The organism is Proteiniphilum propionicum, assembly GCF_022267555.1.
Classification (GTDB): Bacteria; Bacteroidota; Bacteroidia; order Bacteroidales; family Dysgonomonadaceae; genus Proteiniphilum; species Proteiniphilum propionicum.
In genome coordinates, this window is the sequence record NZ_CP073586.1 from 2,612,920 (window position 1) to 2,631,235 (window position 18,316).

The 18,316-nt window shown below is 37.3% G+C and carries 19 protein-coding genes and 2 pseudogenes; 1 reads left to right on the forward strand and 20 read right to left on the reverse strand.

Annotation, left to right across the window (positions count from 1 at the left end):
• Positions 1 to 105: 105 nt before the first annotated feature.
• From KDN43_RS10640 to KDN43_RS10660, 5 genes and pseudogenes are all read right to left on the reverse strand, one after another.
• Entirely contained in the window at positions 106 to 363 is a 258-nt protein-coding gene (locus KDN43_RS10640) for a hypothetical protein (protein WP_238866052.1), read from the reverse strand.
• Complete coding sequence (locus KDN43_RS10645; RefSeq protein ID WP_238866053.1) at positions 353 to 808, reverse strand: excisionase family DNA-binding protein; 456 nt, start codon at positions 806 to 808, stop codon at positions 353 to 355. Before KDN43_RS10645 ends, KDN43_RS10640 begins: the two co-directional genes overlap by 11 nt.
• A 134-nt stretch (positions 809 to 942) precedes the next feature.
• A complete protein-coding gene (locus tag KDN43_RS10650; protein ID WP_238866054.1) occupies positions 943 to 2,037 on the reverse strand; it encodes an ImmA/IrrE family metallo-endopeptidase in 1,095 nt (364 codons plus the stop codon).
• Between the two features lie 637 nt (positions 2,038 to 2,674).
• Positions 2,675 to 2,845: pseudogene (locus KDN43_RS10655) on the reverse strand (UDP-GlcNAc--UDP-phosphate GlcNAc-1-phosphate transferase); the annotation flags it as partial.
• 18 nt (positions 2,846 to 2,863) lie between these two features.
• Positions 2,864 to 3,499: pseudogene (locus KDN43_RS10660) on the reverse strand (ATP-binding protein); the annotation flags it as partial.
• Positions 3,500 to 3,809: 310 nt separating this feature from the next.
• Here KDN43_RS10660 and KDN43_RS10665 point away from each other — a divergent pair.
• On the forward strand, positions 3,810 to 4,253 hold the full coding sequence (locus tag KDN43_RS10665) for a hypothetical protein (RefSeq protein WP_238866055.1): 444 nt from the start codon (positions 3,810 to 3,812) through the stop codon (positions 4,251 to 4,253).
• Positions 4,254 to 4,344: 91 nt separating this feature from the next.
• Here the strand turns inward: KDN43_RS10665 and KDN43_RS10670 are convergent, their stop codons facing one another.
• The 15 genes from KDN43_RS10670 to KDN43_RS10735 all read right to left on the reverse strand — a co-directional run bounded on the left by KDN43_RS10670 (position 4,345) and on the right by KDN43_RS10735 (position 18,311).
• Positions 4,345 to 4,704 (reverse strand): WbuC family cupin fold metalloprotein, encoded by a 360-nt coding sequence (locus KDN43_RS10670; protein WP_238866056.1) that lies wholly within the window; start codon positions 4,702 to 4,704, stop codon positions 4,345 to 4,347.
• 103 nt (positions 4,705 to 4,807) lie between these two features.
• Complete coding sequence (locus KDN43_RS16570; RefSeq protein WP_407681765.1) at positions 4,808 to 4,990, reverse strand: hypothetical protein; 183 nt, start codon at positions 4,988 to 4,990, stop codon at positions 4,808 to 4,810.
• An 8-nt stretch (positions 4,991 to 4,998) separates the two neighbouring features.
• Positions 4,999 to 8,553, reverse strand: coding sequence for a type VI-A CRISPR-associated RNA-guided ribonuclease Cas13a (cas13a, locus tag KDN43_RS10675; protein WP_238866057.1), 3,555 nt, complete (start codon positions 8,551 to 8,553; stop codon positions 4,999 to 5,001).
• A 618-nt stretch (positions 8,554 to 9,171) separates the two neighbouring features.
• The gene (locus tag KDN43_RS10680; protein ID WP_238866059.1) at positions 9,172 to 9,531 is read right to left on the reverse strand and encodes a WbuC family cupin fold metalloprotein; all 360 of its coding nucleotides are present in this window, start codon (positions 9,529 to 9,531) and stop codon (positions 9,172 to 9,174) included.
• Positions 9,497 to 9,691, reverse strand: a complete 195-nt coding sequence (locus KDN43_RS10685) for a hypothetical protein (RefSeq protein ID WP_238866061.1) — start codon at positions 9,689 to 9,691, stop codon at positions 9,497 to 9,499. Before KDN43_RS10685 ends, KDN43_RS10680 begins: the two co-directional genes overlap by 35 nt.
• A 203-nt stretch (positions 9,692 to 9,894) precedes the next feature.
• Positions 9,895 to 10,290, reverse strand: coding sequence for a helix-turn-helix domain-containing protein (locus KDN43_RS10690; protein WP_238869448.1), 396 nt, complete (start codon positions 10,288 to 10,290; stop codon positions 9,895 to 9,897).
• A gap of 40 nt (positions 10,291 to 10,330) precedes the next feature.
• On the reverse strand, positions 10,331 to 10,756 hold the full coding sequence (locus KDN43_RS10695; protein ID WP_238866063.1) for a helix-turn-helix domain-containing protein: 426 nt from the start codon (positions 10,754 to 10,756) through the stop codon (positions 10,331 to 10,333).
• Between the two features lie 560 nt (positions 10,757 to 11,316).
• Positions 11,317 to 12,819, reverse strand: coding sequence for a DNA translocase FtsK (locus tag KDN43_RS10700; protein WP_238866064.1), 1,503 nt, complete (start codon positions 12,817 to 12,819; stop codon positions 11,317 to 11,319).
• 110 nt (positions 12,820 to 12,929) lie between these two features.
• Positions 12,930 to 13,076, reverse strand: a complete 147-nt coding sequence (locus KDN43_RS10705) for a 5'-nucleotidase (protein ID WP_256448703.1) — start codon at positions 13,074 to 13,076, stop codon at positions 12,930 to 12,932.
• Between the two features lie 269 nt (positions 13,077 to 13,345).
• Positions 13,346 to 13,633 carry a helix-turn-helix domain-containing protein gene (locus tag KDN43_RS10710; protein ID WP_238866068.1) on the reverse strand — a complete coding sequence of 96 codons (288 nt, stop codon included), beginning with the start codon at positions 13,631 to 13,633 and terminating at the stop codon, positions 13,346 to 13,348.
• Between the two features lie 276 nt (positions 13,634 to 13,909).
• Positions 13,910 to 15,043, reverse strand: coding sequence for a DegT/DnrJ/EryC1/StrS family aminotransferase (locus KDN43_RS10715; RefSeq protein WP_238866070.1), 1,134 nt, complete (start codon positions 15,041 to 15,043; stop codon positions 13,910 to 13,912).
• A gap of 4 nt (positions 15,044 to 15,047) precedes the next feature.
• A complete protein-coding gene (locus tag KDN43_RS10720) occupies positions 15,048 to 15,266 on the reverse strand; it encodes an acyl carrier protein (protein ID WP_238866071.1) in 219 nt (72 codons plus the stop codon).
• Entirely contained in the window at positions 15,263 to 16,852 is a 1,590-nt protein-coding gene (locus KDN43_RS10725; RefSeq protein ID WP_238866072.1) for an HAD-IIIC family phosphatase, read from the reverse strand. Before KDN43_RS10725 ends, KDN43_RS10720 begins: the two co-directional genes overlap by 4 nt.
• A gap of 4 nt (positions 16,853 to 16,856) precedes the next feature.
• Complete coding sequence (locus KDN43_RS10730; protein ID WP_238866073.1) at positions 16,857 to 17,261, reverse strand: VOC family protein; 405 nt, start codon at positions 17,259 to 17,261, stop codon at positions 16,857 to 16,859.
• A gap of 3 nt (positions 17,262 to 17,264) precedes the next feature.
• Positions 17,265 to 18,311 carry a 3-oxoacyl-ACP synthase III family protein gene (locus KDN43_RS10735; RefSeq protein ID WP_238866074.1) on the reverse strand — a complete coding sequence of 349 codons (1,047 nt, stop codon included), beginning with the start codon at positions 18,309 to 18,311 and terminating at the stop codon, positions 17,265 to 17,267.
• Positions 18,312 to 18,316: the final 5 nt, after the last annotated feature.

The window sequence follows — 18,316 nt, forward strand, 5'->3', positions numbered from 1 at the left end:
AGATAATACAAATCAATTGGTTCCGAGTATAAATCAACTCTGTTTTTTATGTAAAAACACATAAGGTTTTTAAACTGGAGCTTAAACGGTTAAGTCTGGTTAAATCTATGGTTCCAGAATATCCTCCGGCTGCAGGGTAGTATAGGGACTGGCTTTCGCCTTGGCCGTCACCTTGTCCAGTAAATGTTCATCTATAAGCATTTCTATTATTTCATCAGTTTGAATTTTATGCAGTAGATAGCAACCAGCAGAGTGGCCAGTATCGCGAAAATCCACCAGCCGAGGGTAGGGTAGAGACCGATGATCAGTGCAGGGCACACTATTGGTATCCAGGACTGCCGTAAATCGAACGCTATGAATCATAAAGCCCCAGATCTTCGTCTGCATGCATCATCTCAATGAGCCGTTTCTTTTGCTCCTCTTTCATTTTCTTTTTGTAGTCAATCACATCCTCATGTTTAACGCGACGATGTTTCCCTACTTTTGTATATTCAATTTTTCCCTCCTCCAGTAATTTCACGAGATAGGGTCTTGAACATCCCAGAATTTCCGAAGCTTTTTGCGTTGTCACTTCAGTTGCAAGAGGTACTATTGAAATAGGCTTACCCTGACTCATTGCCTTTAGTATTTCGCCTAATAAATTCAATGCTTTAACAGGAAGAATAATTCTCTCCCCGGTCTCTTCAATTTCAATTTTCACCTGGTCCGATTTCAATTGTTCAATCGAGGAAATGAGAGAAGTGTAGGACTCCTGTGCTAATTTTCGCTCACGTTTGTTAGGCCTTTCTATATCATTTGTCGTTATCATAACTGTAGTTTTTAATGTTGGAACTGCAGACATAAACGAAATATTCGAATTATTTAACTAGCCTAATCCCCTAATTTTTGAAATAAAACCATCAAAAGGGGTCAATATACCGGAATATCCTCATTAGGAAATTATTACCTCAATTCCACTTTTTCTATAAACTCTTTTCCTGCAGAATAAGGGATATATTTCTTGTGTTGCAACCTTCCGATAATAATGGCAGGGTGGGTGTTAAATTTTTCAGCATACTTTCGTACATCCTCAGAGGTAAGCCTTCCTTGCGAGACAATTTCGTTTTCTTCCTGCTCCGACAACGTCCATTTAATCGCAAACTCGTCCGCTTCCTGCTCTTTCTCATTTATTTTATCGGAATATTCAATATTTTCCAGGAAGACATCTTTCTTTCCGTGTAAAAGGATATGTCCCGCTTCATGAAAAAAGGTAAACCAAAAGACATCGTTGCGTTTATATCTTCCCGTTAACTGGATAAAAGGGGTCTCATCCAGCCAGCGTGTCGCTCCGTTTATGGGAGCTTTGGGCAAACAGGGAGTATATACTACTTTAACTCCCGCCTCCAGACATAACGACTGGAGTTTTTCTTGAAAATTCGCAGGATGCTTTGCCATTAACGATTTAATGACAGGAAGTGTTTCTTTAAATCTTTTCTCCGAATAAAGGTTTTCCACTGTTAGCTCCTGGGCTTGCAGTTCTCCTTTTCGTAACCACGCGGAAATCGCGTACGGTTCGCTCGTGTGCGCCAACGAAATTCTGAAAGCAACTTTCAGGTTCCGATAGAAATAAAACTTATGCCATGCCTCCGGATTACTCATACCGAAAAAGGACAATAAGGCTTCTGTTTTTTCATTTATATTTCCCGAGGACTTTATCCATCCTTTTTTTATCATTTCTGTTAATGGAAATTTTCTTGCCCAATCTATAGACTCGTCAATGATTTCCCGTTGACGTTCTCGCGCACGATATTCATCAAAGCTACGCTGCTTATTCATCCAAAAATGAGCAGGAATTTTGGTCACACTTTCAAATTGCACAGCCATATCAGGGGTAATTGAGCTTTCTCCTTTTAAAACAGCATTAATTGTTTTTTCCGGTTTGTCTGTACGCACAGCAAACTCTTTTGGCCCCATTTTCATCTCAGCAAGTTTCTCGGCAAGTGTCTCGCCCGGATGAAAAACCACTTGTGGAATATACCGGTTTTCTTTTTTTGCCATAACTTTATATTCTACTTGTTGTGATAATCTATTATTTCAACTATTTCCACACCTTTTATTTCTATCCATAAATAGTTGCCGTCTGGAGTAACGGGGATTGGATTTTCATGTGGCTCAAATATCAATCGTTAAGGGTGATCCAAATCACAAGCCCATTGGCCTTTTCTATCTCCTATAAGTTCATGATAGCGCCCTGGAAGTTGCCTTACGTCTTCTAATGTCTCTGCCACTTTGAGATCATTTAGCCGAATGTTTAAAAGTTTCGATCGTATAGCACCCAATTCTCTTTGGCATCTCCTGTAATCATTAGCCAGTCTTTCTAGTTTTTTGGTGCGGAATGTCAAATCCATCGCAAAGGTAATTATATTTTTAGCTAACAGGAAGTGTTATTTAAAATATTTATAATGTTTAACATGAAATACTGAAGATCAAGATTTGGACTTGCAAAGGAACCGTTTTTGATTTGATCAAATGGTGTAATCATTAACTTCGTAGTAATTGGCAACATGTCATGTATATCGGAAAAAATGCAAGGCGCATACTATCCAGCATATCCTGACGGCGCATGATTCTGTTTATTTATATAATCGCAATTGATGCCCGCGAAGAACCACAGCCCCTGAGAAGAGAAATGAAACAGCAGGAACAGCAGTGCTGCCACCCACCAGATGATTTCCTCACCCCGGATGGTGATATAGTTGTGCGAACTCCGTTCGTTCGGTTTATCGATAATATTTAATTTATCGGCAATCCTGAAGTATAACAGCTCAGCTATAAAAAGAACAGCAAATATGATTAGATAAAACATCCCAATAACATTTATTAATTATGCAATCACATTACTAAAATTCCATGCCTGAACATGTCTGATACCTTTATTAGAAGGAAAAGCAATATCATCAAGCGAAACCACGAACTTTTCATAATTATCCTCTATAGATTCCAATGGCGAGTACTCTCTTTGGATGGTCTGTTCATCAGCTAATATGTAAGAGCTTTGTATATATATTACTCTATCCTCTTTTTTTGCAACAAAGTCAATCCCTTTGTCTCTTAAAGTACCAACATAAACCTCATAACCATACCTGCGAAGCTCAATATAAATCAGATTTTCCAACTTATATCCAACACCATAACCAAATCCGGGATAAAGATAATTCTTGAAAGACAGATCATTAATGTAGTACTTACTATTTCCCGATAAAGTATCCTTGCCACGTATATCATATCGCTCAGCTCTGTGAATAATAAACGAATCCTCGATATAACCGATGTAGTTAGAAACAGTATCATAAGTTGTATTACGCCCTATCGACTTAAAATAGTTAACAATATTTGTAATTGAAATCAGATTAGAAGCATTGTTTACCAAGTAAGAAAACATATCATCCAGAAGCTTAGCCTCTCTTATATTATGTCTCTGGATAATATCACATAATAGTACTGTATCTTTAATTGCGGATTATAAATCACGCGGATAACCTGAAGCCAGGTATTCTTCATCCCAAAAATTGTATTTTCTTAAAGCCTCAAAATTTTCTTTCATACTCGAATAATTTGATGTAAATGTAGCTATTTTCTTTTATACTCGAAAATAACCATAGACTTTGTCTTATGCTTACAAAAAGCTGCACGTGTCTTGCAAGTTTTAATTAAATTATCATACATTTGCAAACTATATGTGGTTAGTTAATAAAACGTTCCCATGATTAAAACGAGAAAAGAGACTAGAACATAAAACGGCAACAAAACGTAAACAAAAAACGAACATCATGAAAAAGAAGTGCGTTTGGTTTTTAATGGTATTACTCTTTGCGGTGGGAGAGCTCACCTTAATTGGATGCAGCAAAGACAATGAAGAGGAAGATAATCTAGGAGCTTCCCGGCCAATCCCCAACATGTTGAGCGATCTATCACTTCCCGGAGCCTTTATAAATTGGACCTTGTGGGAGAGTCACTCGTTATTTGGTTATACCATGAAAATTGAGTTCGACTATAAGGAGTGCACTTACACTCTTCAGAGAAGTGGAACAGTCGAAACCATCGCTAAATATACATACAGCTTCAAATATCCCACCATTACCCTTACATCCATTAATGAGGATAAAGAGGTAATCACCGGAACAATTGTCAGCTATGCATTTAAAGCCGACGATATCACGTTTAAGAACTCTAAAAATGAAACAGTCTGGATGCAGATGACACGAAAGAAATAATCCTCAAGTGGGTCACTGTTCTGTAATCATAGCGTCCTACTTCAACTCTATAAAGAAGTTTCCGATTCTCGCATGGTGTGAATGAACATTCCTATAACCGGATGATATCTTCCGGTTGCAGGGGCACATACGGCCCGTCCTTCACCTCGAAGATCACGGTCCCGCTATCCAGTACCTCCAGCGTATGCCATTGACCGGCAGGAATATGCACTCCATACACACCTTCAAGCGGATTAACCAAAAACTCGGTGGTAAGCACTCTATCATCATTATAAAAAAGAACCTTTATAACAGTCGACAATCCATCATTGATTTCATTCTTCGTCGCTACAAAGACTCTGTTTCCAGTGAAATCTATGGTTCCAGAATATCCTCCGGCTGCAGGGGGAATATAGGGACTGGCTTTCGCCTTGGCCGTCACCTTGTCCAGTAAATGTTCATCTATAAGCATTTCTATTATTTCATCAGTTTGAATTTTAGGCATTAGACAGCACCCAACATAGTGGTCAGTATCGCGAAAATCCACCAGCCGAGGGTAGGGTAGAAGCCGAAGATCAGTGCAAAGAATACAAGTTGTAGTTCCCTTTCATTTTGGGATCATTCACACCTCGCCGAAACACATGGCTGAGGCTATAGGGGTTGTAGTTCCCTTTCATTTTGGGATCATTCACACCGCCTTGAGTGATGGTGACGTTACTAAGATTGTTGTAGTTCCCTTTCATTTTGGGATCATTCACACCACGCTTCATTTCATCTCCAACAAAGCTCTGCACATATCACAATAAAGAGGATCAACATGATTGGTCGTCTGCACATACATCTTGTCATCCTTCCCCCGCTTCTTATAACCACCCCCAAGGTGTTTTATTTTTCTTGGGCTAATACTATCCACAAAAAGCTTATGGTTGTGATTTAATTTCATTTTTACATGCATACCATGCCGTTCAAACATATCGATAAAAGATTTAGATACCGCATTCTTGAGTTTTCTATCGTACTTAAGCAAGTTACGCAGCTCGTTTATCAATTCAATAAGCGAATACCTTGTACCCGACAGCTTAACCGCATCATTCCCTCCTAAATCGTCTTCAACCCGAGTAAGATAGTTAAAATGAGCTACAAAATTCCTAACATTTCGATAATCATCATACAAGAATAATCGTTTAAGTTTATCTTCAACACCATCTCCGGAAAGGTTCTTACAGTAGTGTGTTCCGTTGGAGTTTTCTTTGAGTAAATTTGAACTATTGCCGATTCCTGTTGCATTGTGATCGATATTTTGGGTACTATTCTTAGCTTTGCCCGATCCTTTTATGGAATTTTTAAATTTTGGCAAACCCATATTAAAATCCAGATTGTACAACTGTTCATACTCGGAATCCGATTTACATATATATTGAAAATCCCTCTCAAACAGTGCTGTAAATCCCACCATACGGCCCAGAATCTCGATAACCAAATTGTGCAATTTGTTTAAATGAACCAGATGTAACTTGTTATCGAGCCAATTATACTTGTCAATAACGTTGCACAGAGAATAATACTCTTCAGCTTTTGCACCCATGAATTTTTTTTCAAAACAGGTTCTAGAATTGCTCTTAACCTTTCTGCTTTTTTTATCTTTCTCCTTCGCTTCGCACCACTCTGCGTGAAGCAACTCGCGCTGTTTTACCTTCCCCTCAATTTTCTCCTTCATCTCCTCCCATTCACGATAATCGTCACTCGATACCAGGAACCGATCGTCTTGCAGCATCAATTTATGAAAGAGATCACGCGTGCCATATTTCCGAAAAGTTTCCATCGATGCATGAATCACATTTTCGTCATCATCCACATTTACTCCTTCAGCAAAAAAATGAGAAAGCTTATCGGCATTCACTGTTTTTTGGCTCACAGCATCAGCTGATAAAAGACAAAGCTCAATGATTTCAATTAAGTGTGCCAGTTCATCTGTTCTAACCACCTTGTGATATTTGATCATCTCGTTCCTGATATTACTCAGATAAACGCTATTTAACATTTTACAGAAAACATAAAATGCCACATGTGATCCTTTGCCCGGATCGATTACAGTGCTGACAAGTCTTACGTAATTGCCGATCTCTTCACACAAACTGTTGCGTTCTTTTGCCCGCTCTTTTTCAGTACTACCGGTCAAACAATTTTCGGGAGAATGAACAAATTCAAAAGCCCCATCCTTCAAGAAACTATCAAAACCCTTGACAAACATTTGTAGGATAAACTTCTCAAAGTTAATTCTTTTTGCACCGTTCCCTTCCAACTCTTTCTTATTCTTTTCCATCCGTAGACTACTCTGCAGATATGCCATGTAATCATTTGCCGTTTCATTTTCGCGCATCTGTCGAACCTCACCAAATGCTTGTCTGTCGTCTTTCCCAACCTTCTCCATATGAGACCTATTGACTTCAAGCACCTGCTCGACTGTTTTTCTGAACAAGTCATTTTTATCATTGGTAAAACGGGGCAGAAAGAGATTATTGTAGATCAACTTCATAAAGAAATAACGCGCATTCCAAGCCTCCACATCATCTATATACCTATCTTTATCCTGAAAGGCAGTTAGCCCCATATCATAAAAAAGACTATTCTGGGTAGCATTCTGATAATTAACGCCTGTGCGCATTATGTTTTTAAAGCCTGGGGCAAAAGGAACGACAGACCTGTAAAGGGAGAATTTATACTTCTGAAAGAAAGACACCAGCTTCTCCTTCGGATAATACTCCAGCACCTTACCCGTCATCAATTGAAGCGAAAAAGCTTTGGGAGTATTATATATCTCGTTTTGCAGAGCAGTTGTAAATTTGGTGTCAGTATATGAGCACATGGAATTTTCCCTATATTTAAAATCAGTGATATTATATATATTTTCGATCGCACTTTTATGATAATGCGCAACCCGGTTCCTAATTTCCGAAACAGAATATCGTGCGGCATACAGATGCTTTTCCCATTCAGAGTCATCATCCATATCCTCACGACCAAAACCAAAGAAAAGTGCAAACAAATCGGAATTGCTTTTCCCTTTTTTTAAACTGACTTCAAAGCATCTAAAGCCAAGTAAATCACTTCTCTGGGTAGCATCCACTATATTACGCAAGCAGTTTGCAGCAAAAGCGCATCCTCCCAGCATGTTCAATACAAAACCTTCTGAAGTTTTTAATTCGTTCAGTATGCTGCTTGAAACATTCCTCTCATTCGGAATCAGTTTATCATCAAAACCATGCAGATTAAATTTACCCTCCCGAAGTGCAAGGCCACGCACAGCGTTTATGATCTGATGATGTAAACAACATTTTATGGTATCTGTCTGAAGATAATATTTAATTTCAGCAGTGCTGTTTCTACGCTTCGAACTCTTCACAGGAAAATAATGCTCCATATACTTCACCACCTCTGTGTTGTAAACATACAGTTGATTGTCCGCCCGGTTTATATCATACCCTTCCGCTCTTTTACCAAAAAGCTTTTTCTGATGACTCTGCAGACAAGATTTCAATAGCCTGTGATACTCATTCCCGCTCTTTTCCGTTTGCGGTACTTCCCTCAAAGAGGCCATCAAAGTATCCGTACCAAACTTTTTATGCAACCTTGCCAGATCGATTTCAGCATTCGTAAAATAATCATCCCTCCACTTCATCAATGTCTCCCGACGTCTGCTTATAGGCCCTCCATTTGTCGGGATACAATTATTGATGATCGATTTCTTAAGGAATTTACTTTTGGTCTCAACAAACCAGTTTCTCCAATCTACAAAAGGCTGCATCTCAATTACGCTATGCTTTTCAATGGCATTCAGTATGAGTGTTGACAAAAGGAAAGAGACAGAAGCACCATTTTTATTGGTGTAGGTTACCTCTTTTCGGAATTTATGATTCAGAAATATCTCAATCATCTCCCTGGTTAAATATTCCGGGAACTTTATTGCTTTACGGTTCTCATTATATTTAACTGACAGTACATCATCAATAAACTGCAACAAGGAATGATATTCTTTTAATTTTTCAGAGATGTATTTATCTTCAGCATCACCTTTTAGCCCATTCTTTTTAGCCTCATGTTTCAATTCTTTTTTAAAAAACTCCTTCCTTAAAAAAGTCTTGTTTAGGATACTCAGATGAAAACTCTCCAGTTTCTGCTCAGGAATAATATCCTCCGTTCTATCCCTTTTACCAGCATCCTCCGAATAAATTAATTGACCCTTTACAGGAGAACGATGCATCAGCACTATTCTACCTTTGGTTTCTTCATTTCCCAGAACTTTTACTTTAGAGACTCTCATAATTATGGTATTCTTATTTATTACCAATCAGGCATACAATTTCACTTGTAGCTTGAGTGGATAAATGTTTATATTTCTCACTTTCATCGGGTTCAACAGTAGAGAGACAAAATAAGGCAAATGCGTCATTACCTGTTCATATGTGAAGAGTTTAGGATGCGCATATTATTTTACATACCCAACTTAAATGGTAAACGCATGATCTCAATTTTCAAAATACTGATTATAAAATTCCTTGCTTATACCCGAAGATCGATGATGATCCTCTAATATAATTTCCTATTTTATTGGATACTATTAATCTCTAATCAATTTATTGTAAAACACTAAATTACCAAAATAATTTAAATTAACCAAATAAATGTGTAAAATTTTAATCACCTTCGTAAGGCTGCCGGGTAGACTGTCTATTGTTCATTAAAGGGCTAATATCCCAACTGTTATAGTTGATTAATACCTCATTATCTTTCTTTTATCGTTTTGATAATTCGTTTAACTGTCACTTTGATCATTTCGGAAAGAATGTTTTCATGTAGAAGTTTATAAAAGAGCACCATGATCTGGTCAAATACATCGGACTATTAAATCGCTGACACCAATATGCTAACACAACACATCCTATTCACCAAGGGGAGAGTAGGGGCCGTTCTTCACCTCGAAGATCACGGTCCCGCTTTCCAGTACCTCCAGCGTATCCCATTGACTGACGGGAATATGCACTCCATACACACCTTCAAGCGGATTAACCAAAAACTCGGTGGCAAGCACTCTATCATCATTATAAAAAAGAACCTTTATAACAGTCGACAATCCATCATTGATTTCATTCTTCGTCGCTACAAAGACTCTGTTTCCAGTGAAAACATGGTCTTCCCCTACAGGTGCAAGAGTACCATGCTGATGCAGCGTAACGTGAGCACTTTGGTTTCGGACGAGGACAAGGCTATATTTTGGTAGGTAAAGGTAGATGTGAAGCAAGTAAAAATTCTTGCAGCTTATCGTGAATGCCCGGTTGTTCTTTAGCGTAATAGATGATAAATTGTAGGAGTTCCTCCCGGGAACACATCCACAAAAGATCGGTCAGTTTCTCCTCAGGCGCTTTTGCTACCTGTCGGATGTCTCTCTGGTATGTTTCCATTGTCCGTACTTGTTTTAACGTTAAGTTAAGTCAAGTATATTTTTAGCGTTCGTCGCATTCCTGCAATCGGTCCAATTTCGTTCTCAGGTATAGGATTTCTTCTCTCAGCCAGGTAATTTCCCGGTCTTTGGCAGCGGTCAGTTCATCCGCTGCTTTTTTGGGAATATAGTCGTGGAAAAAGACCTGCAGGATATTGAGCAGTTCTATTCTTTCTCTTTTTTTAAAGATTCGAACTTCTCCCTCTCTTTCTCTATGAGTTTTTCAAATAGATTCATAACTTCCTCTATTGGAAAATTATTGAAAGTGTGAATATTTCCGGTACTGGTTTTCACACCGCAATTCTCATAAAAATGGTTTGTATTGTTAAGGACTGCTTCCTCATTGAATTTTTTTAAACCTTCGACTGTTACCCCTAACGCCGATGCTATTTCATTTAAACGAGCATCATCCATTTTCTCTGTCTGCTCCATTTTAGAGACGGCCTGCTTGGTTACACCCAAGATATCCCCCAAATCAGCCTGTGTCATCCCCCGTAGGCGGCGTACTCTTTCAATCTTTCTACCTATATGTAAAGTATTGGTATAGTTCTCCATTCCCATAATTATTTCATCCATTAGGTGTAATTACTGATAGTTATATTTATCTGTTTTTCAACAAGTCAACTTTTTCTTTTTCGCTCTGTAGTAAACGCTCGTAGAGTTCAATTACTTTTTCAAGAGGATTGAACTGTTGGGATATTGAGTTTGCACCCTGTTCAAGATGAGCTATTGAGGTGGATGTAGCAGACTGCTCAAACGTATTGTCTCTGATATTGTTTATATTGTAAATAGCCTTTTCCACGTCAAAATCCCGGATCACTTCCGGGGAGATCCCCAACACGCCGGCAATCTGCGATAACATTTCTTCTTCAATTTCTTCCTGCTGTTCAATCTTCGACACTTCCTGCTGGCTTATACCCAGATCAGCAGCCAAAGCTTCCTGTTTCACACCAAAATACATCCGGACCCTCTGCACATTCCGTCCGGTATGCCTTTTCCTTAATTTGTCTGTCGTTTCAGCAACCATCTTATTGTTTTTTTGTGATATGTTAAATACAAAGATAGTAAAAATCAATTGGTTCCGAGTATAAATCAACTCTGTTTTTTATGTAAAAACACATAAGGTTTTTAAACTGGAGCTAATTGTATTTAATCTTTTTTATTACTCTTGTATCGGACAAGCTGATCCGATGGTAATATATTATACTAAAAGATTAATTGAATGGATGTAAAGGTTAATGTAGGCCAGAGTAACTCCGTATTGACGGCTGATGAGCTCCGAATCCTCTCCACACAACAAGGATAAAACAATTTCAACCTTGATTTTCGATGTGAAATTCTTCCTCTCTTCCATTGCAGTTGTAAAAATAACTTTTATTTTTTACTGATCGGTTTTTTTGAGGGCTAATATAGTTTAATGCTTCGTTAAAACATCATATATAATACTGACACTCAATAATTTATGCCGGATCCTCAAAGAGTATCATACTCTATTGATATTCAGTGAATTATGAAATTGTTTTAAATAAATTACCGAAGTATTGATAGTTATAACAAAAATTTAGACACCGTTTATAATTACACCCCCTACTCCAATGATACAAGAAGCTTCTCCAGACTATATTCATCATCAATAAGAACTTCACGGGGACAGCTGCCTCGACAAGCACCCACTATGCCGGCAGCCTCAAGCTGATCCATTAACCTCCCGGCTCTGTTATAACCGATACTGAATTTACGTTGAATAAGAGATGTAGAGCCTTGTTGATGCACAACAATAAGACGTGCAGCCTCATCAAACAATATATCTCTATCGTTTAAATCAACACACTCTAAGTCTTGTGAATATAGTAAAACTTCAGGTAAAGGATAAGCACAATCAAAACCTTGCTGACTCCCAATAAAGCTAGCAATCCTATTCACCTCATCAGTCGATATAAAAGGAACCTGCACCCGTAATTTTAGCAACTCGTCTTTATAAATAGCATCTCCATTACCCGATAGACTCTCCGCGCCGTCCTCATCCAATATTATCCTTGAATCCTCCCTGCTTGCCATTCTAAAAGCAATACGCACTGGAAAGCTAGTCTTAATATCTTTAGCAATAACATCATGAGATGGACGTTGTGTAGAAAGGATAAGATGAATACCCACTAAATGAGCCCTACTTACAAGCCTTTTTATATACAACTCCCCTTCACCCATAACCAAATCAGCGTAATTATCAATAATCACCACAATGTATGGCATATACCTAAATCCTCTTGAAGGATTAATCCCCCTTTTCCTGAAGAGAGCATTATACTCCTTAAAACTTCTCACATTAGCTTTCATCAGCAACTCAATACGATCGTTCATTTCACGAGTTAATGACTCAAGAGTACGAAAAGCACCAAGCGTATCAGAAACAACATTAGTGTTATCAGGCAATTTTGCAAGAAAATGATTATCCATAATTGAATATAAGCTCAACTCTATCTGTACTGGATCAAGCAGCACTAATTTAAGATCCGACGGATGTTTTTTATAAAGTAATGAAGCGATTATTACATTCAATAAAACCGATTTCCCCTGACCCGTTGCCCCCGTCACCAGCATATGCCCCTTTTCGTTTAAATCTATAATAATGTTCTTATGAGTCAATGTACGACCAATAATCAAAGGAAGCTCATAATCTGTATCGATAAAATCATCCGACTCTATTATTGACTTAATCGGTAATTTAACGTGCTTTTTATTAGGAATGATAAAACCAATAGCCCCCCTTTCAAATAGAGGTTCAATAGATATTTCTGAAATGCCCATATTGAATGAAAGCTCAGCTTGTAGATCCTTCACCCGGCTTAAGCGTAAACCTTTCCGGGGAACAATCTCATATAAGGTATTTGTATATCCAACCGTAGTTTTCAATGAGCTCACATCTATTCTATTTGCCTGCAAAGTATCTATCAATTTCTTTTTCGTCTCAATAACCTCATTTGTTGAAAAAATAATATCATTCGGTTCCAACAAATCAATTGTAGGGCATACATAACCTGGCAACTCGAGCTTTGGGTCGTACTCTTTAAATATTTCTTCTAAATTCATCATTTCCTTTTTGTCATTAAGTCTTGATTTTTCTCTTTGTCTTGAGACGCATTCCTTTTCAATAATTAAAATTTTGGCTTAGGGGAGTCCCTTTATTCGTGAATAGACTTTTATTATTTCTCCTCTTCATTGGCAACCCCAAAGGGGATATGAACAAGAGGTGTATTTTTCACTGCTTTCGTATCAAGATTATCCATTTGATCATCAAAATAGAGATGAGGTTTCATTATCTCTAGTATTCGTGATTTGTCGCGATACAAGAGCTTATTTTATTTTACGGCATTATCTACAAAAACAGCAAACCTTACACTTACTCGTTTTCTAGCAGTTGCATAGAAATCACCTCCGGAACCCTGCTTGTCCTTTCTTTGCTTAAAATCGCTCATATAATTATTGTAAAACCTAAGAAATGGCATATACACTTTATTACCGGTTCGTGCTTTATTCATGTCATTAATTTCCCTTTCGTTTTTCCTCCTCTATACGTGGGCGCGGTAGCTCTTTTGCATTATATTGTTTGGCTTTTTTATCAAGCCAATCTTACAAAATTATTTTCAAGTTTCACATTAAAATTTATCTCCGCTTTTAAAGCCTTAAAAACTTTTATAATTGTATCAATTGTTGCACTATTTGCGCTGTGCTCAAGTTTTGAAATTTGTGCTTTTTGAACGCCAACTAGTCTGCCCAGTTCTTCCTGAGTCAAATTACGTTCTAGTCTGGCAGTTTTAATCATTTTACCTAATACATCCATACGAAGTTCGTATTCGTATTCGTCTCTCTCTTTTGTCCCAATCTTGCCGATATATTTGTTTTTCATTTCAGCAAGCGAATAGGTCTTGATTTTTTTTAGTTGCCATAATTTTACTTCTTTTGTTTACTTTCAAAATATTTTTCTCTCAGTTTCACCGCTCTTTCAATCGAGTCAAGTTGAGCGATAAATTCATCCGCTTCGTCCATAAATCTTGTCTCAAAATATCTCATTATAATTTGTTTCTATTAACAGGACAAAGATACAAAATGTTTCCAAATATTGAAACTTCATGATGCCAAAATTTTGCAGGACGTTTTTTTAAGCTGACTCACAGTTGACAGTTTATTTCAGGTTGATAATAACCTCTGCTACCCGTTTAATATCCTCGTTCGTGAGGGTAGGGCCCGATGGAAGGCAAAGCCCGTCGTTGAACAGCCGTTCAGAAGTACTATCCCCATAGAAAGCGCAGTTGTCAAAAACCGGTTGCAGGTGCATCGGCTTCCATAGCGGACGTGTTTCAATATTCTCACTCTCCATGGTAAGTCGGATATCCTCCCTTGTGAAACCTGCAATATCAGGTTCCACAATAATGCATGTCAGCCAGTAGTTCGATGCAAATTGTGCCGACGGATTCGTTTGAAACGATATCCCCGGCACCTCTTTCAGTAATTTACGGTAAAGCTGATTAATCTCACGGCGGCGTGCTATATGATCCTCCAGCACCATCATCTGTCCCCTGCCAATGCCGGCACATATATTGCTCATCCGGTAGTTATACCCAATGTGCGAATGCTGGTAGTGTGGCGCCTTGTCGCGTGCCTGGGTGGCATAAAACATTGTTCGTTTGGCTTCCTCTTCCGTGCTGCATACCAGCGCCCCGCCGCCCGATGTAGTAATCATCTTGTTCCCGTTGAACGAGAGGCACGCAAACTCGCCGAATGTGCCGCACTTCCTGCCTTTAAACTCCGAGCCCAATGCTTCCGCTGCATCCTCCAGAACCGGAATCCCGTATTGCCCGGCAATAGCCATTACTTCATCCATCTTTGCCGGCATCCCATACAGATGCACCGGAATGATCGCTTTTGGCTTTTTCCCTGTTTTGGCTATACGATCTTCAATTGCGTCATGAAGATGTCCCGGGCACATGTTCCACGTATCCGGTTCGCTATCCACAAAAACTGGCGTAGCACCCAGATACTTGATAGGATTAGCCGAAGCCGCAAATGTAAAGCTCTGGCAGATCACCTCGTCGCCCGGGCCTACACCAAGCTGGATCAAGCCCAGGTGGATTGCCGCCGTGCCGGCACTTAAAGCTACCACATGTTTATCTTCATCCAGGAATTTCTCTAAGTCATTTTCAAATCCGTTCACATTAGGCCCCAGTGGCACCACCCAGTTGGTGTCGAACGCCTCCTGTATAAATCTCTGCTCCTGCCCCCCCATATGGGCGAGAGAAAGCCAAATACGTTCAGTCATAATATTATTGCCGTTTTTCCTGAATCATCGATTCTACAATAGATAAACTTGTCATAGAAGCAATTTCTTCCGGTTCAAAAGAAACATCAAATGCTGTCTCTAATTCGATTATAAAATTCAGATGTCTTAATGAATCCCAGTTTTCACAATTGTTTTGATTGGTATCATCGTGTACTTGTACTTCAAACACCTCGGTAGCTATTTCTTTTATTTTTTCTTTCATTTATAATTATACTTGTAATTGTCTGATAAATTAATTTGTACATCTCCTAAGTTGAGACTATATGATTTTATAGATCCACTCTCTGATATAATTTCGAAACCAAATCTTTCGTAAAAATCCTTTACTTGAATGTTTTTTGCTGTTGAAATATACTTTGAATTAACGGCTTTAAAATTTAACAACTTCAATTCATTTAAAATCCAATTCATAAAAGCATCCTCAATCCCTTTGCCTAATATTCTGCAGCTTAGTAAAAACGAATCAATATCAACTGTTTCGCCATTAAGTTTACAAATAGAAAGTCCAGTAATACCACTCTCCCCAAACTTATCTTTAACAGATAAAGTATAGATTTTTGCACCATCATTTAACATTTCTGATAAATCCGTATCAGTATATCTTTGAGTAGTAAGATTAAATTGATTAGTTTTTTGAGTCATCTGTGCTGCACGTACAATTGTGATATTATTCACTTCTTCAATCGAAAGTTCAATTTCCAGACTCCTGATATAATCATTCATATCTGTAAATGTACTCTTTACGTTATTACGTAATGCATTCTCTTTATACTGTTTTGTTTTAGAAAGATCCTCTGAGGTTAAATTATATATTGAAAAATATTTCTCTGCGATGGATTTAAAAAACTCAGGCAACATATAAGGCTGTGTTGGAAAATCTGGAACCTCAACTTCAGGAATTACAGTTTTAATCAAGTCCCTTTCTGATGGATTATCATCTAAAAAAACCATACTATCCAGTCCAATATTCAGTTCTTGAGCTAATTCTTTAATGTTATCAGCCTTATTAACCCAGTTAATTTTTAGAGCAGCAAAATGATTTTCTTTCAATACAATTGAATTATTAAGACTCCATGCTTGTCTTACATCTTCAATATTATTTTTACTACATACTGCAAGAATTACCCCCTGTTTGCCAAGCTCCTCTATCTGCTTTTGAAACATTAAGAAGGCCTTTCCAGGATAGTCCCCACCAATTTGAATACCCTCAATACCATCTTCACCAAGAATTCCGCCCCACAAAGTGTTATCCAAATCCAATATCAAACACTTTTTTCTTTTAAGCTCAATAGATTTGACCTGTTTTTTGAACCAATCATGGAATGGATTAGATAACCTAGGATTTAGAGCCATCTGAGAAATAAAATAATACTTCCAGTCAATTAGTTCAGTAGAGGAATATCCGCATAAAAAGCTCTCAAAGTCAAGAACTTTAATATTATTATGCTCTAATGCCAACTCATGTAAAGTTGAGTTGTAATATTTAACAGCTTCTTTAATATCATTTGCCCCAGTTATTGTGTTGATGCTATAAATATCACTTAAAGTAAAAATGATAAAAGTTTTACTTGAAGGAATTCTTGAAATTGTAAGCTTCAATAAATCAATATAATTTCTAATTTCAGCAGAAATTACCTTATTATCTGTTTTAATTGGAGCAAGATAAAACCAAATGTATCTTTCAGCATCTAGATCAATAAAAGAAATATCTTCATACCCAGAAAAAGAGGTTTTATAATTACTAAAAAACCTCTCAATCGTCATATTCCTAAAAATAAAAAACTCCATATATCTAATCTTGACTAACCAATTCAATTAAGCCCACCGACTTATTATATAAATAACAAATCAACTTATTATTAAGTGCTACAGCCGGTACTGGTTTAAAAAGTGCTACAAATTTCTTTTTTCTTAACTCTAATATTGCAGAATCAATATCATTAACTTCATAACAAATATGATAGGGTGAAACACCTGATTTGTCGAGAGTATTAACAACAGGTGATTCCTCATCAATTGGGGCAACTAATTCTATTAGTGGGAACTGTTCTCTTCTTAAGAAAGCAATACGAGCATTTTGAATTAGGTCGTTACAAATATCAGTAAGTTCCCAACCCGATGAAATATAATATTCTGCAGTTAACATTATATCTTTCACGGCATATCCAATGTGGTGAAATCTACAGTTTTCTAACATAGTTTAATATTCTATTACAGGTGAAATATTGCAATCATTAAGTGATAGAAGTGCTGTACCCCAAGAAAGTCCCGCTCCGAAACCACAAATAACTACTTTATCACTTGTTCTAGATTTAATTTCAGATGAGATAGTCAAAGGAATAGAGGCTGAACTTGTATTACCATATTTTTGCAAACAATATGGAACTCTTTCAAGTGGATATTTTATCCTTTTAATTATAAAGTCTGTCATAAATTTGTTTGCTTGATGCAATACAATGTTATCCACTTCATTTATTTCAACATTGCCAACTTTGCAAATTTCCTTAATACTTTTTGGAACAACACTTAATGCAAAATTAAAAACATCCATTCCATCCATGTACACTTCAGTTTCAGATCTAATATTTCCATCCTCAACTTCCTTTTCTAAAACATTTTCAGAATTAGCAGGATATTTTGCCCCTCCAGCCTTTATTTTAACTGCATCTTCTCCTCCTCCATCTGAATAAAGCGAAAAATACATAGAACCATTTGTACTTTTTTCAATTAAAGTTGCTGTTCCTGCATCACCATATAAAGGAGCATTAACTTTATCTTTCTTATTTACAATTTTTGAAAACGTTTCTCCAACTAATAATAAAACTCTATTAATTCCTTCCTGCGAAACATAGGCCATGGCAGTAGACAAACCATAGACATAACCAGAACAACCCAATGATAAATCCAATGAAGCAGTTGATGTAGGTAAACTTAATTTATGCTGTATTATTGGTGCAGTTGCAGGTATTTTATAATCTGGAGATTGGCTTAAAAACAGAACCAAATCTATTGATTCTCTTTCTATGTAATTATCTTCAATTAATTTTTCTGCAGCTTTAATGCATAAATCAGATGGTGTGACATTTTCATCAACATACCTTTTCTCTCTTATCCCGATTGAATTAATAGTCTTTTCTATTTCTTCTTCTGGTATCAAATAACTTAAAGCTGAGTTTCTACTCACATTTTTAGGAACGCATGCAGAAATTGCTGAAATCTTTACGTTTTTATATTTTATTATTGCCATCCTAC